This window comes from Streptomyces sp. NPDC102462 (assembly GCF_044765425.1).
Classification (GTDB): Bacteria; Actinomycetota; Actinomycetes; order Streptomycetales; family Streptomycetaceae; genus Streptomyces.
Genome location: NZ_JBIWKB010000090.1, coordinates 16251 through 29943 on the forward strand (window position 1 = coordinate 16251; position 13693 = coordinate 29943).

Below are 13693 nucleotides of genomic sequence, written 5' to 3' on the forward strand. Positions count from 1 at the left end.
TCACGCCTGCCCGTCCCGGCCGCGGCCGAAGGTGTCACGGACCCGGCGGGCGGCGCCGCCGAGCCCCAACTCGAAGGTGAAACCCTGCTCGTAGCGGTAGCTGCGCCGGACGTCCCACAGGTCGATGCCGTTCAGGGCCTGCTTCGCGGCGCGGATCACCACCGGGTCCTTCGCGGCGATCTCGGCCGCGACCTCCAGCGCCCGCTCCCGCAGCCGCGCCTTCGGTACGACGTCCAGCACCGAACCGAACGCGTGCAGTTCGGCGGCCGTCGCGGTGGCGCAGGTGTACATCATGGCCCTGGCCCGGTGCGCCGGCACCAGCCGGGACAGATGGGTGGCGGCGCCGAGCGCCCCCCGGTCCACCTCGGGCAGCCCGAAGTAGGCGTCCTGCGCGGCCACCACGACGTCCGCGTTGCCCACCAGGCCGACGCCGCCGCCCAGGCAGAAGCCGTGCACCGCCGTGACGACCGGGACCGGGCAGTCGTAGACCGCGGCGAACGCGGCGAAGCAGCCCCGGTTGACCCCGATCAGCGCGGTCTCGCCGGGGTCGGCCTGGAGCTGTCTGATGTCGACCCCGGCGTTGAAGCCGCGGCCCTCGGCGCGCAGCACCACGACCCGCACCTCAGGGTCGTCGCCGAGCCGGTCCAGCTCCCGGGCCAGCCGGTACCAGCCCGCCACCGGCAGGGCGTTGACCGGCGGCCGGTCGACGACCAGCTCGGCGATGCCGCGGCCGTCGACGACGGCCCTGACGATGTCCGTGCCCATGCGTCCTCCCGATGTGACGGCGGTCGGCCGGGCCGGCCCGGCGGGCCAGCTCACCGGCGTGCCGGGGCGGCGGTGAGCCGGGTGAGGACGGCGTCCGCCTCGGCGACGATCCCCTCGATCAGCTCCGCACAGCTCGGCAGGTCCTCGATGACGCCCGCGACCTGTCCCGAGGCGAGGGTGCCGACGTCGGTGCGCCCGTCGACCATGCTCGCGCGCAGCAACATGGGCGTGTTCGCCGCCATCAGGACCTGCGACCAGCCGAGGTCATGGTGGCGGCGCCGCATCGCCAGGCCCTCGCGCACCAGGGCGGTCCAGGTCAGCCCGGACATCCGGCGGAAGGCGACGGCGTGCCGCACGGACCGCGCCAGCCGGGACACCGCCCCCTCGTCGAGCAGCCGCTCCACCGGCTCGGTGCGCAGCACGCGCTGCGGGACGCCGTCCAGCGCCGAGGTGACCACGGTGTCGGTGACCCCGCGGCGCAGATACTCGGCCTTCACCGTGTCCCGGACGGTGCTGTCGCTGGTCAGCAGGAAGCGGGTGCCCATCGCGATGCCGACTGCGCCCTGGGCGAGCGCGGCGACCAGGCCCCGGCCGTCCCGGAAGCCGCCGGCGGCGATCACCGGGATGCCGACGGCGTCCACCACCTGCGGGAGCAGGATCGAGGTGGGCACCGCCCCGGTGTGGCCGCCTCCTTCGTGGCCCTGGACGACCACCGCGTCCACGCCCCACGCCTGCACCTTCTCGGCGTGCCGGCGGGCTCCGACCGTCGGGATGACCACCAGCCCAGCCTCCTTGAGCCGGCGGATGACGCGTTCGTCGGGGGCGAGGGCGAACGAGGCGACCCTGACGCCCTCGCGCACCAGGAGTTCGCCGCGTTCGACGACGTCGGCGGCGTCACCGCGGAAGTTGACGCCGAACGGGGCGTCGGTGCGTTCGCGCACGGCGCGGACGGCGGCGCGGGTCTCCTCCAGGGTGAGCGTGGCACCCGCCAGGATGCCGAGGCCGCCCGCCGCCGCCGTGGCGGCCGTCAGCTCCGGACCGGAGACATATCCCATGCCGGTCTGCACGATGGGGTGGCGGACGCCGACGAGGTCGCACAGCGCGGTGTGCAGGGCGGGATGGACGGCGGCGGTCATACCGGCCTCCTTGTCACCTGTCGTCACAGCCGTTCGAGGATGGTCACGTTGGCCTGGCCGCCGCCCTCGCACATGGTCTGCAGGCCGTAACGCCCGCCGGTGCGCTCCAGTTCGCCCAGCAGCGTGGTCATGAGCCGGGCGCCGGTGGCGCCGATGGGGTGGCCGAGGGCGATACCGCCGCCGTTGACGTTCACCTTGTCCGGGTCGGCGCCGGTCTCGGCGATCCAGGCCGCGACGACCGGGGCGAAGGCCTCGTTCACCTCGAACAGGTCGATGTCGTCGATGGACATCCCCGCCCTGCGCAGGGCGTGCCGGGTCGCCGGGATGGGGCCGGTGAGCATCAGGACCGGGTCGTCGCCGCGGACCGAGAGGTGCCTTATCCGCGCCCGCGGCGTCAACCCGTGTTCGGCGAGGGCCCGTTCGGAGGCGATGAGCAGGACCGATGCGGCGTCGCAGACCGGGGAGGCGAGCGCCGCGGTGATCCGGCCGCCCTCGACGAGCGGGGGCAGCGCGGCCATCAGCTTTGGCGAGGTGTCGCGCCGCGGGCATGCGTCGGTGTCGAAGTCGCCGACCGGCTCGATCTCGGCCTTGAACCGGCCCGCGTCGATCGCGCGCACCGCCCGCCGGTGGCTGCGCCAGGCGTAGCGCTCCATGTCCTCGCGGCTCAGCCGCCATCGTGCGGCGATCAGCTCGGCGGCACGGAACTGCGACACCTCCTGGTCGCCGTAGCGGGCGCGCCAGCCGGGCGACTCGGCGAACGGGGTGCTGAAGCCGTAGCGCCGGCCCAGCGTCATGGCGGCCGATATCGGGATGGCGGACATGTTCTGCACTCCGCCCGCCACGATCAGGTCGGAGGTCAGCGACATCACCGCCTGCGCCGCGAAGTGCACCGCCTGCTGGCCGGAGCCGCACTGCCGGTCGACCGTCACACCCGGGACGTGCTCGGGCAGCCCGGCCACCAGCCACGCCGTGCGCGCGATGTCGCCGGCCTGGGAACCGACGGTGTCGCAGCAGCCCAGGATCACGTCGTCGACGGCGCCGGGGTCGACGCCCGTGCGGCGCAGCAGCGCGCCGATGACATGGGCCGCGAGGTCCGCCGAGTGCAGCCCGGCGAGGGCACCGCCGCGGCGTCCCACGGGAGTGCGGACGGCGTCGACCACATAGGCGTCGGCCACGGTTGCCTCCTTCTCGGACGTGCCGGTTCGGGTGTGCCGCTCGTGCGCGCCGGCCGGCGCGTACCGGTGTGTGCGCGTGCCTTGTGCGTGCCTGCCTTGTGCGTGTGTGCCTTGTGCGTTCCGGCCTTGTGTGCGGACCGGTTCAGGGGTGCCGGCTGCTGACCGACACGACCTCGCCGGTCATGTACGAGGAGTAGTCGCTGGCCAGGAACACCATGACGTTGGCCACCTCCCAGGGCTCGGCGGGCCGGCCGAACGCCTCCCGGCCCGTGAGCGTGTCGAGCAGTTCCTCGGTCGTGACCTTCGCCAGGAACGGATGCAGGGCCAGGCTCGGGGACACCGCGTTGACCCGGATCCCGTGCCCGGCCAGATCCAGCGCGGCGCAGCGGGTGAGCGCCATCACCCCGGCCTTGGCCGCCGCGTAGTGCGCCTGCCCCTCCTGGGCCCGCCAGCCCACCACCGAGGCGTTGTTGACGATGACACCGCGCCGGCCCGCGCGGACCATCCGGTTGCCGGCCGCGCGGACGCACCGGAAGGTACCGGTGAGGGTGATGTCCAGGACCCGTGACCACTCGGCGTCGCTCAGGTCGAGGACGCTTCCGGTGCCCCCCAACCCGGCGTTGTTGACCATGATGTCGACCCCGCCGAACGCGTCCGCCGCGTCCAGCAGACTGCCGACCTGGCGCTCGTCGGTGACGTCGCAGACCACCGCGGCCACCCGGTCCCCGCCGAACTCCTCGCCCAGCAGGCTCAGCGCCGCGGCGAGCCGGCGCTCGTGCACGTCGCCCAGTACGACGGCGCCCGCGTCCTCCTCCAGACAGCGGCGCACCATCGCGGATCCGATGCCCGCGCCCGCCGCGGCGGTGACCACCACGGTCTTGCCCGTGAGCAGGCCGTGCCCGGGCACGTAGTCCGGCACGGGCGGCCCGCCTCCGCTCCAGTTCGGGTCCACGGTGGTCACCGTACCCCACCAAGCATTTGTTTGGTCAATGCCCGTGCCGCGGCACAGTCGGCCGAAGTCGCCGCACGGGAAGTGCGGTTGGGTCTGGTGACGCAGCCAAGCAAGCGCTAGGTTGTAGCGCGCCCCGGCTTCCCGGATCCCGGCGCGGGACCCCGTGCGAGAGGAGGACGTCATGGGTGACAAGTCGATGCCCCTGGACGACTTCGCTGCGACGATCGAGTCGGGCATGACCGTAGGGATCGGCGGCTGGGGGTCCCGGCGCAAGCCCATGGCGCTGGTGCGCGCGCTCCTGTGCAGCGACGTACGCGACCTGACCGTGGTCTCGTTCGGCGGGCCCGACGTCGGCCTGCTGTGCGCCGCGGGCAAGGTGCGCAGGCTCGTCCACGGCTTCGTCTCGCTCGACAGCATCGCGCTCGACCCGCACTTCCGGGCCGTGCGGGAGCGGGGCGCCGTCGAGACCGCGGAGTACGACGAGGGGATGCTCGTCACCGGCCTGCGGGCCGCCGCGTGGCGGCTGTCGTTCCTGCCCACCCGGGCCGGACTCGGCTCCGACGTGCTGACCATGAACCCCGACCTGGTGACGATCGCCTCCCCGTACACCGGCGAGGAATACGTCGCGATGAAGGCGCTCCCGCTCGACGCGGCCCTCGTGCACGTCAACCGGGCCGACGCGGCGGGCAACGCCCAGTACCTGGGCCCGGACCCGTACTTCGACGACCTCTTCGCGATGGCCGCGGACCGCTGCTATGTGAGCGCCGAGCGGGTCGTGCCGCCGCGGGAGCTGCCGGCCGCGGGGCCCGCCCAGTCCCTGCTGATCAGCCGCATCTTCGTGACCGCGGTGATCGAGACGCCGGGCGGCGCCCACTTCACCTCGTGCGAGCCCGACCACCGGCGGGACGAGGCGTTCCAGGCGCACTACGCCGCGGCCGCCCGTGACCCCGCAGCGTGGCGGCTGTTCAGGCGGACGTTCCTCGACGGGGATGAGGCGGACTACCACAAGGCCGTGGCCGGCTTCCACGCCGGACGCGGCACACCGGACGGCACGGCGAGGGGGCGGCGATGACCGGGGTCACCCGGGCCGAGGTGTGTGCCGCGGCCTGCGCCGACGCCTGGCGGGACGCCGGGGAGGTGCTGGCCCACGCGGTCGGCGTCCTGCCGGGCATCGGGGCGCGGCTCGCGCGGCTGACGACCAATCCGGACCTGGTCCTCACCGACGGCGAGGCGTACTTCATGAGCGAACCGCCGCCGCTCGGCAGGACCGCCGCGCACGGCGGCGTCATCGAGGGCTGGGTGCCGTTCGGCCGGGTCTTCGACATCGTCGCCGCCGGCCGGCGGCGCAGCATGATGGGCGCCGCGCAGCTCGACGCGTACGGCAACCAGAACATCGCCCTCATCGGTGACTGGCGGCACCCCACCCGGCAGCTCATCGGGGTGCGCGGAGCACCCGGCAACACGGTCAACCACCGCACCGACTACTGGGTGGCCCGGCACTCGCCCAAGGTGTTCGTGGAGAAGGTCGACGTGGTGTGCGGGGTGGGCAACGACCGCGCCAGGTCGGTCGGCGGGCTCCGGTTCCACGACCTCGGCGTGGTCATCACCGACCTGGCGGTGCTCGACTACGGGGACGACGGACGGCTGCGCATCCGCTCGGTGCACCCCGGCGTCACGGTCGCGGACGTCCGCCGGAACACGGGCTTCGACCTGGCGGCGGCCGGTGCCACCGAGACCCGGCTGCCGGACGCCGCGGAACTGCGGCTCATCCGCGAGGTGATCGACCCGGAGAACCTGCGCGACCGCGAGGTGCCCGCCGCCGGGCCCGGCCTCACGGGGCGGTGAGCCCGCCGTACAGGACGCGGAGATACTGCTCGGCGACGGCCTCGTGCCGGAACCTGCCGCGCGGCCGGTACCAGCGCACGGCGCACCACACGGTGTCCCGGATGAACCGGTAGGTCAGGCTCGCGTCGACGTCGGCGCGGAACACCCCCGACCGCTGACCGGCGGTCAGGGCGCGCAGCCAGATCTTCTCGATCTTCCGGCCCATCCGGTCGACGTACTCGAATCCGGGCTGGCCGCTCAGCGCGGCCGACTCGTTCTGGTACAGGGCGACGGCCTGCGGTGTCTCGTGGATGACCGTGAACGAGTGCTGGACGAGCTGGTCCAGCACCTGCCGGGGGTCCTGCGCCTCCCGCTCGATCGCGGTGAAGCGCTCCAGCAGCCGCCCGAGGAAGTCGTGCAGGATCTCGTGCAGCATCTCCTCCTTGGAACTGAAGTGGTGGTAGAGACTGCCCGACAGGATGCCCGCCTCATCGGCGATGTCCCGGACGGTGGTCTGGGCGTAGCCGCGGCCGGCGAACAGGCCGGCCGCGATCTGCAGCAGCTCCGCCCGGCGGTCCGAACCGCCGCTGCCCGCCCGCGCGCCGTTGCGGGCCGCCGTGCGCACCGGGCGCCGTACCGCCATGTCGTCGTCCCTCCCGCCGGGTTCGGCCCCGGCCGGCCAGTGAGCGCTCCATCGTGCCACAGGGCTCCCGGGCCACCGCGGGCCCGGACCGGCTCCGGCGGCCCGCACCGGGACACCGGCCACCGCGCCCCGGCGCGCGTTCACCGTTCGCGCGTGCGTGCGGCCCGCGCCCCGGCGTTCGGTGTGTGCCGCAGGAAGGCCGGCCACTCGCCGCCCCCGTCGACGTTGAGGACGGCACCCGTGATGTGCGCGGCGAGCGGCGAGGCGAGCATCACACAGGCCGCTCCGATGTCCTCGGGCCGGGCGAAGACCCCGCGCGGGATCGTGGCCGCCACCCGGGCCGTCTGCTCGGCGTCGCCGTAGTGGCCGGCCGCCCCGGGCGTGGCCACCAGACCGCAGCTGACCGCGTTGACCCGCACCCGCGGCGCCCACTCCACGGCCAGGCTCGCGGTCAGGCTCTCCAGGGCCGCCTTGGCCGCCCCGTAGACGGCCGTTCCCGGACTGGGCCGCCGGGCACCGATGGAGGTGATGTTCACGACGACGCCGCCGTCGTCCTGGCCGTTCATGACCGGGAAGACCTCCCGGCACACGAAGACCGGGGCGAGGAAGTTGAGGTCGGTGACCCTGCGGTGGAAGCGGGGCGAGGCGGTGGCGAAGTCGGCGAAGGGCGCGCCGCCCGCGTTGTTCACGGCGACGTCGATCCGGCCGTGCCGCGCGGCGGCGTCCGCCACCCAGCGGGCCACGGCGTCCGGGTCGCGGACGTCGACCCGGCTGAAGCGGGCCGCCCCGCCGCCGGCCCCGGGGCGCTCCAGCGGTGCGGTGCGGCCGCAGATCTCGACGCGGGCCCCCGCCCGCAGGAACACCGCCGCGATTCCGGCGCCGACGCCCCTGGTGCCTCCGGTGACCAGGACGACCCGGTCCGTCATGTCCAACTGGAGCGGCATGGCGCCACCCTAGCGCCGCCGACCAAGCAAATGCTAGGTCGGTGCCTGGCCGCGCGCGGGCGCACCGAGCGGCCGTCCGGCGCCGTGCGGACCGGCCGCCCGGCGCGTAGCGCGCCGGGGCGAACGCGGCTTCACCTGCGGCATCGCTACGCTCGACAGCACGATGAACAACAATCTGACCCCCCTGGGACCGAAGGCCGACAAGGCGACGGTCAGACGGCACAACCTCAGCCTGGTGCTGCGGGCCGTGCACGACGCGGGCGAGGCGACCCGGGCCGGGATCGCGACGCGCGTCGGTCTGACCAGGGCCGCCGTGTCCTCGCTGGTCGAGCAGCTGCTGGAGTACGGCTTCGTCACCGAGTGGGGCAAGACGAGCAGCGGCCAGGTGGGGCGCCCCGGCACCGTGCTCAAGGTGGCCAGGACCGGACCCGCGGGTCTCGGCGCGGAGATCAATGTCGACTACATCGCCGTGTGCGTCGTCGATCTCGCCGGCACGGACCGCGTCCGGCTCGTGGAACACGTCGACAACCGCGTCGTGGAGCCGTCCGAGGTGCTGGCCCGCGCCGCCCAGCTGGCCGCGCGTGCCCTCGGGTCGGCCGCCGAGCAGGGCCTCGTCGCGGCCGGCGCGCATGTCGCCGTGCCGGGCCTGGTGACCGGCGGCACCGTGCGCCAGGCACCCAACCTGGGCTGGACGCGGGTCGCGATCGAAGGGCTGTTCGCCCAGGCGCTGCTCGCGCTGCGGCCCGCCCACCGCCCGCTGCCGGTCAGCTCCGACAACGAGGCGAACGCCGCCGCGCTCGCCGAGCTGTGGTACGGCGCCGGCACCGAGGGCGTGCGCAGCTTCCTGTATCTGACCGGGGAGATCGGCATCGGCGGCGCGCTGGTGCTCGGCGGCGAACTGCTGCGCGGCGCGCACGGCTTCGCCGGGGAGATCGGGCACATGGTGGTCGACCCGGACGGTCCGCTGTGCCGCTGCGGGGCCCGGGGCTGCCTGGAGCAGTACGCCGGGCAGGCCGCGCTGCTGAAGGCCGCGGGCATCGGCACCGACGCGGGCCTGCTGGGCGTGGCCGAGCTGCGGCGGCGGGCCGGGCGGGCGGATCCGGCCGTGCTGTCCGCGATCGAGGGTGCCGGACGGCAGCTCGGGGTCGTGGTGTCGGGCGCGGTCAACCTGTTCGACCCGGACGCGGTGATGCTCGGCGGCATCTACCGGGAGCTGATGGACTGGCTCGCGCCGGCCGTGGAGGCGGAACTCGCCCGCCGGGTGGTGTCGGGCCTGTGGCACAAGGACCGTACCCGGCTGCGGGCGTCGTCCCCGCTGGGCGACGCGGCGCGCGGCGCGGCCGGCGTGATCGTACGCGAGGTGCTGGCCGATCCGGCGGCGTACGCCGAGCGCGACGAGGACTGAGCCGATCACCGGGGGCAGCGGGAACCGGCCGGATGCGGGAGCGGACGGGGCCGCCGGGTCCGGCCGGCGGCCCCGCGCCGTCAGCTCTGTCCCGGCTGGGCGGCGATCATCGCCCGGTACCAGTGGTAACTGTCCTTCGGGGTGCGCCGCTGGGTGTCGTAGTCGACCCGGACGATGCCGAAGCGCTTGGCGTAGCCGAAGGCCCACTCGAAGTTGTCGAGCAGGGACCACACGTAGTAGCCGCGCACATCGACGCCGGCGTCCATGGCCGCCCGCAGCGCGGACAGGTGGTCGCGCAGATAGGTGACCCGGTCGCCGTCGTGCACGCCGCCGTCGGCGCCCACCGTGTCGTCCTCGGCCGAGCCGTTCTCCGTGATGTGGACCGGCGGCAGCGCCCGGCCGTACCGCTGCTTCAGCGACACCAGCAGGTCCGTGAAGGTGTCCGGGGCGACCGGCCAGTCCATCGCCGTGTGCCGCACGCCCGGCAGGCGCACCTCCGCATAGCGGTTGTCCGTCGCGGTGCGCGCGGCGGGATCGGCCTCCCGCAGCGGCGCGTCGGCGACCACGATGGGCCGGTAGTAGTTGACGCCGAGGAAGTCCAGCGGCTGGGAGATCAGTTCGAGGTCGCCGTCCCGCCGGAAGTCCTGACCGGTGATCAGCTCGCCCCAGGTGTCCTCCTCCGTGTCCGGGTAGCGGCCGGCCAGCAGCGGCTCGGTCCAGACGAGGTTGTGCTGGGTGTCGGCCCGGACGACCGCCGCCAGGTCCGCTGCGGAGCCGGAGGCCGGCAGGTTGCGGTCGAGGTTGAGGGTGATGCCCACCTCACGTACCCCCGCCGCCCGCAGCTCCCGCACGGCCAGGCCGTGACCGACCAGCAGATGGTGGGCGGCGGCCAGGGCGCCGCGGCCCTCGCGGGCGCCCGGGGCGTGCCGGCCGATGGAGTAGCCGAGGAACGCGCTGCACCACGGCTCGTTGAGGGTGATCCAGCGCGGCACCCGGTCGCCCAGGCGGGCGGCGACGGCGGCCGTGTACTCGGCGAACCGCTCCGCCGTCGCGCGCACCCGCCAGCCGCCCTGGTCCTCCAGCGCCTGCGGCAGGTCCCAGTGGTAGAGGGTGGCGGCCGGTTCGATGCCCGCCGCCAGCAGTTCGTCGACCAGCCGGGAGTAGAAGTCCAGGCCCTTGGGGTTCACCGGGCCGCTTCCGTCGGGCACGATGCGCGGCCAGGCGATCGAGAAGCGGTAGGAGCCGACGCCCAGGTCGCGCAGCAGGGCGACGTCCTGCGGATAGCGGTGGTAGTGGTCGCAGGCCACGTCACCGGTGTCGCCGCCCGCCACCAGGCCGGGTGTGTGGCTGTAGGTGTCCCAGATCGACGGGCCGCGGCCGTCCTCCCGGGCCGCGCCCTCGATCTGGTACGAGGCGGTCGCGGCGCCGAACACGAAGCCGGGCGGGAAGGCGGGGAACTCAGTCATACGGGAAAGCCCATCTCGATGCGGACGGTGGTCACTTGACGGAACCGCCGGTGATGCCGGCGGCGATGTACTTCTGGGCGAGGACGAGCAGGATCGCCGCCGGGATCGCGGACAGCACGGACGCGGCCATCACCGAGCCCCAGTCCCCGACGTGGGCGCCGATGTACTGGTAGATGCCCAGCGTCACCGGTTTGACGTCGTCGGTGGTGTTCAGGGTGAGCGCGAACATGAAGTCGCTCCAGGAGAACAGGAACGCGAACAGCCCCGAGGTGATCAGGGAGTTGCGGCTCATCGGCAGCACGACCCGCACGAACGTGCGCACCGGGCCCGCGCCGTCGACCTGGGCGGCCTCGATCACCTCGCCCGGGATCGACACCATGAAGGAGCGCATCAGCACGATCGAGAACGGGATGCCCAGTGAGGCGTCCGCGAGCATCAGGCCGAAGTAGGAGTTGACCAGGCCCAGGTCGACGTACGAGTTGTAGAGCGCGTTGGCGATGACGATGCCCGGCACCATCTGGGTGATCAGCGTGCCGAACACGATGGTGCGCGAGCCGCGCAGGCCGAACCGGGCCAGCCCGTACGCCGCCGGTGCCGCGACGGCCAGACAGATGACGACGGCGCCGAGCGAGACCACCAGCGAGGTCAGCAGGTGCCCGCCCTGGTCGGTCAGAGCCTTGGAGAAGCCGGACAGGTCCAGGCTGCCCGGCACCGGGTCGACCTGGAGCAGGCCGGACTCGGGCTGGAGCGCGGTGTTCAGCATCCAGTACAGCGGGAAGAGCATCACGCACAGGATGAGCACGCCCGCCACGGTGGAGCCCAGGCGCCGCCTGGGGCCCCGCGGCTTGGCGGCGACCGGTGTGTCAGCGGCCATCGTGGATCACTTCCCCTCGGTGCGGTTGGCCCGCAGATAGAACACCGCGAACACGGCGGAGATCAGGATGAGTATGTTGCCGACGACCGCGCCCGCGCCGAAGTCCAGCTGGACGAACGAGTTCTGGTAGGTGAGCGTGCCCAGGGTCTGGGTGGCGTCGGCGGGGCCGCCGTCGGTCAGCGCCAGGATCAGGTCCAGGATCTTCACGGTCGACATGAAGCCGAGCACGAGGACCACCGTGATCACCGGTCGCAGCATCGGCAGGGTGATGGAGCGGAACGTCCGCCAGGCCGAGGCGCCGTCCAGGGCGGCCGCCTCGTACAGCTCCCTGGGGATCTCCTGCAGACCGCCGTACAGGATGACCATGTTGAACGGGATGCCGATCCAGATGTTGACCAGGATCACCGACAGCAGCGCCATGCCCGGGCTGGTCAGCCAGGGGGTGTGGCCGCCCAGGCCCAGGGTGTCGAGGAAGGAGTTGAGCACCCCGGTGTCCTGGTCGAGGATGCGCCGCCACACGATGCCCGACACCACCATCGGCACCAGCCACGGCAGCAGGATCAGCGAGCGCAGCACCCCGTTCAGCGGGAAGCGGCGGTTGAAGAACACGGCGAGCGCGAGGCCGATGCAGAACTGTCCGAGCAGCGAGCCCGCGGTGAAGACGAGGGTGTGCCACAGCGCCTTGCCGAACAGGGCGTCCTGGAACACATGGGACCAGTTGTCGGCGCCGTTGAAGGGGGCGTCGCCGGTGAAGAACGTCTTCGGCGTGTAGTGCTGGAAGCTCATCACGACGTTCCGGACGAGCGGGTAGCCGAAGAACAGGAGCATGAAGACGACCGCGGGGGCGACGAACCCCCACTGGGTGAGCCGGCGCCGGCGCCGCTGCCGGGCCGGGTCCGGTGCGGTGGCCGTGCGGGACGCCCGGGCGGCGGCCGGAGCGGTGACGGTGGACGTGGTCATGTGCGCGTACCTCAGTTCCCGCTCGTGGCCCGCTGCTGGGCCCGCGTGAGGGCGGCCTGGCTGGACTGGCCGGTCAGGGCGGACTGGAAGGCGCTCTGCAGGGCGAGCGAGACGCTCGACCAGCCGGCGCCGAGTTTGGCCGTACGGGACCGCGCGGCGGCGACCTGGTCGGCGAGGGCGTCCAGTTCGGGCACCCGCTTGCGCCAGACGGCGGCCGCCTTCTCGTTGGCGGGGACCATCCAGCTGTTGAGCGCGTAGGTCAGCTGCTCCTTCTCGCCGGACAGACACGCCACGATCCGGGCGGCCGTCCGCTCCCGCTGCCGGTCCCCGGTGTTGGGCACGGTGAGCACGGCGCCGCCGAGCGGGCCGACCGACGCGTCACCGGCCTTGGGCACCGGGATCTGGGCGATGCCCCAGTGCAGGGACTTCTTGGTGTTGAGGGTCTCGACCTGCCAGGGCCCGTTGATCATCATGGCCGCGTTGCCCGCCATGAACTGGTCGTTGACGTCCGCCTGCGTCCAGCTGACCGTGGACTTCGACAGCGAGCCGTCCTTCAGCAGGCTTTTCCAGTAGTCGAGGGCGGCCACCACCTGCGGGCTGTCCAGCCGGGTCTCGTCGCCGCCGTTGGACCACATGAACGGGGTGAACTGGAAGACGCCGTCCTCGGCGCCGCCCGCGCTGAGCGCCACGCCGTAGCGCTTGCCCTGGGTGAGCTTCTGCGCGGTCGCCCGCAGCTCGGCCCAGGTGGTGGGGACCGGCAGCCCGGCCTCGTCGAGGATGTCCTTGTTGTAGAAGAGCGCGAGGGTGTTCACGGAACGGGCCGCGCCGTAGTACGTGCCCTTGTATGAGCCGAAGTTGACGATGCCCTTCGGGATGTCCCGGGTGCTCAGCCCGAGCGTTCTGAGGTCGACCAGACCGCCGGCCTCGGCGAAGGTCGGCATCTCGGAGGCGTCGAACTGCACGATGTCAGGCAGGGACTTGGAGGAGGCCATGCGCAGCGCCTTCGTCATCACCTGTGCGGCCGGAACGCTCTGCTGCTCGATGGTGACGCCCAGCTGCTTGCCGCAGCGGCCCATGGCCTCGGCGTCCCAGCGGTGGTACGACTCGTCGGTCGAGGAGTTCATCACGGTGTACACGCGGGCGTCGCGCTGCTGTCCGCAGCCGGTCAACGCCGCCGCGGAGACCAGGACGGAGACTGCGGCGAGCGGCGCGACGACTCGGCGTGAGCGTCCGCGCCCGCCGCGCGCGGCGGCGGGAGGATGTGCTGTCACGGTGGGTGCCCTTGGGTGCGAGGGGGTGCCGGCCCGCCCGCACGACCACTGTGTCGCACGGGGGTTGGGGGAGTGGTCCGCGGGCACCGGCCGGCCCGCGGCGGGGACTCAGCGGACGCCGAGGAGGTGGTCCATGGCGAGTTGGTCGAGGTGTTCGAAGGCCATGCCGCGGGCGGCGGCGGTCTCGACGTCGAAGTCCTCGTAGGCGGTGCGGTCTTCGAGGAGGGCGCTGAGGCCGTCGGCGGCGGTGGGCCGGGCGAGCTGGTCGAGGCGGGATG

13 protein-coding genes and 1 pseudogene are annotated in these 13693 nt (G+C 73.1%); 3 read left to right on the top strand and 11 right to left on the bottom strand.

What is annotated here, in order from left to right:
* The 4 genes from ACIRFL_RS40785 to ACIRFL_RS40800 form a co-directional block, all read right to left on the bottom strand.
* Complete coding sequence (locus tag ACIRFL_RS40785; protein WP_404039854.1) at positions 1–765, bottom strand: enoyl-CoA hydratase family protein; 765 nt, start codon at positions 763–765, stop codon at positions 1–3.
* 50 nt (positions 766–815) lie between these two features.
* Positions 816–1901, bottom strand: a complete 1086-nt coding sequence (locus tag ACIRFL_RS40790) for an NAD(P)H-dependent flavin oxidoreductase (RefSeq protein WP_404039857.1) — start codon at positions 1899–1901, stop codon at positions 816–818.
* Between the two features lie 23 nt (positions 1902–1924).
* A complete protein-coding gene (locus tag ACIRFL_RS40795; RefSeq protein WP_404039860.1) occupies positions 1925–3076 on the bottom strand; it encodes an acetyl-CoA C-acetyltransferase in 1152 nt (383 codons plus the stop codon).
* Between the two features lie 142 nt (positions 3077–3218).
* The gene (locus ACIRFL_RS40800; RefSeq protein WP_404039862.1) at positions 3219–4028 is read right to left on the bottom strand and encodes an SDR family oxidoreductase; all 810 of its coding nucleotides are present in this window, start codon (positions 4026–4028) and stop codon (positions 3219–3221) included.
* Positions 4029–4209: 181 nt separating this feature from the next.
* Here ACIRFL_RS40800 and ACIRFL_RS40805 point away from each other — a divergent pair, with 181 nt between their 5' ends.
* Both ACIRFL_RS40805 and ACIRFL_RS40810 read left to right on the top strand, forming a co-directional pair.
* Positions 4210–5100 (top strand): CoA transferase subunit A, encoded by an 891-nt coding sequence (locus tag ACIRFL_RS40805; RefSeq protein ID WP_404039865.1) that lies wholly within the window; start codon positions 4210–4212, stop codon positions 5098–5100.
* Positions 5097–5873 carry a CoA-transferase subunit beta gene (locus ACIRFL_RS40810; RefSeq protein ID WP_404039868.1) on the top strand — a complete coding sequence of 259 codons (777 nt, stop codon included), beginning with the start codon at positions 5097–5099 and terminating at the stop codon, positions 5871–5873. Before ACIRFL_RS40805 ends, ACIRFL_RS40810 begins: the two co-directional genes overlap by 4 nt.
* Here the strand turns inward: ACIRFL_RS40810 and ACIRFL_RS40815 are convergent.
* A complete protein-coding gene (locus tag ACIRFL_RS40815; RefSeq protein ID WP_404039871.1) occupies positions 5860–6495 on the bottom strand; it encodes a TetR/AcrR family transcriptional regulator in 636 nt (211 codons plus the stop codon). The two genes, ACIRFL_RS40810 and ACIRFL_RS40815, sit on opposite strands and share 14 nt — an antisense overlap.
* 140 nt (positions 6496–6635) lie before the next feature.
* Positions 6636–7439: an SDR family oxidoreductase gene (locus tag ACIRFL_RS40820; RefSeq protein WP_404039874.1), complete on the bottom strand. Its 804-nt coding sequence runs from the start codon at positions 7437–7439 to the stop codon at positions 6636–6638.
* A gap of 163 nt (positions 7440–7602) precedes the next feature.
* Between ACIRFL_RS40820 and ACIRFL_RS40825 the strand changes: the two genes are divergently transcribed.
* Positions 7603–8844, top strand: coding sequence for an ROK family protein (locus ACIRFL_RS40825; RefSeq protein ID WP_404039877.1), 1242 nt, complete (start codon positions 7603–7605; stop codon positions 8842–8844).
* A gap of 80 nt (positions 8845–8924) precedes the next feature.
* On the opposite strand, the gene ACIRFL_RS40830 is transcribed toward ACIRFL_RS40825, so the two are convergent.
* The 5 genes and pseudogenes from ACIRFL_RS40830 to ACIRFL_RS40850 all read right to left on the bottom strand — a co-directional run.
* The gene (locus tag ACIRFL_RS40830; protein ID WP_404039881.1) at positions 8925–10310 is read right to left on the bottom strand and encodes a GH1 family beta-glucosidase; all 1386 of its coding nucleotides are present in this window, start codon (positions 10308–10310) and stop codon (positions 8925–8927) included.
* Positions 10311–10341: 31 nt separating this feature from the next.
* Entirely contained in the window at positions 10342–11184 is an 843-nt protein-coding gene (locus ACIRFL_RS40835) for a carbohydrate ABC transporter permease (RefSeq protein WP_404039884.1), read from the bottom strand.
* 6 nt (positions 11185–11190) lie between these two features.
* Positions 11191–12144, bottom strand: a complete 954-nt coding sequence (locus tag ACIRFL_RS40840) for a carbohydrate ABC transporter permease (RefSeq protein WP_404039886.1) — start codon at positions 12142–12144, stop codon at positions 11191–11193.
* 11 nt (positions 12145–12155) lie between these two features.
* Complete coding sequence (locus ACIRFL_RS40845; protein ID WP_404039889.1) at positions 12156–13415, bottom strand: ABC transporter substrate-binding protein; 1260 nt, start codon at positions 13413–13415, stop codon at positions 12156–12158.
* A gap of 108 nt (positions 13416–13523) precedes the next feature.
* Positions 13524–13693, bottom strand: a pseudogene (locus ACIRFL_RS40850) (xylose isomerase); the annotation flags it as partial.

Bases quoted from the DNA above. Each gene is read 5' to 3' on its own strand.
- ACIRFL_RS40785 (WP_404039854.1), bottom strand. From the start codon at position 765: ATGGGCACGGACATCGTCAGGGCCGTCGTCGACGGCCGCGGCATCGCC.
- ACIRFL_RS40790 (WP_404039857.1), bottom strand. From the start codon at position 1,901: ATGACCGCCGCCGTCCATCCCGCCCTGCACACCGCGCTGTGCGACCTC.
- ACIRFL_RS40805 (WP_404039865.1), top strand. From the start codon at position 4,210: ATGGGTGACAAGTCGATGCCCCTGGACGACTTCGCTGCGACGATCGAG.
- ACIRFL_RS40810 (WP_404039868.1), top strand. From the start codon at position 5,097: ATGACCGGGGTCACCCGGGCCGAGGTGTGTGCCGCGGCCTGCGCCGAC.
- ACIRFL_RS40815 (WP_404039871.1), bottom strand. From the start codon at position 6,495: ATGGCGGTACGGCGCCCGGTGCGCACGGCGGCCCGCAACGGCGCGCGG.
- ACIRFL_RS40820 (WP_404039874.1), bottom strand. From the start codon at position 7,439: ATGCCGCTCCAGTTGGACATGACGGACCGGGTCGTCCTGGTCACCGGA.
- ACIRFL_RS40825 (WP_404039877.1), top strand. From the start codon at position 7,603: ATGAACAACAATCTGACCCCCCTGGGACCGAAGGCCGACAAGGCGACG.
- ACIRFL_RS40830 (WP_404039881.1), bottom strand. From the start codon at position 10,310: ATGACTGAGTTCCCCGCCTTCCCGCCCGGCTTCGTGTTCGGCGCCGCG.
- ACIRFL_RS40835 (WP_404039884.1), bottom strand. From the start codon at position 11,184: ATGGCCGCTGACACACCGGTCGCCGCCAAGCCGCGGGGCCCCAGGCGG.
- ACIRFL_RS40840 (WP_404039886.1), bottom strand. From the start codon at position 12,144: ATGACCACGTCCACCGTCACCGCTCCGGCCGCCGCCCGGGCGTCCCGC.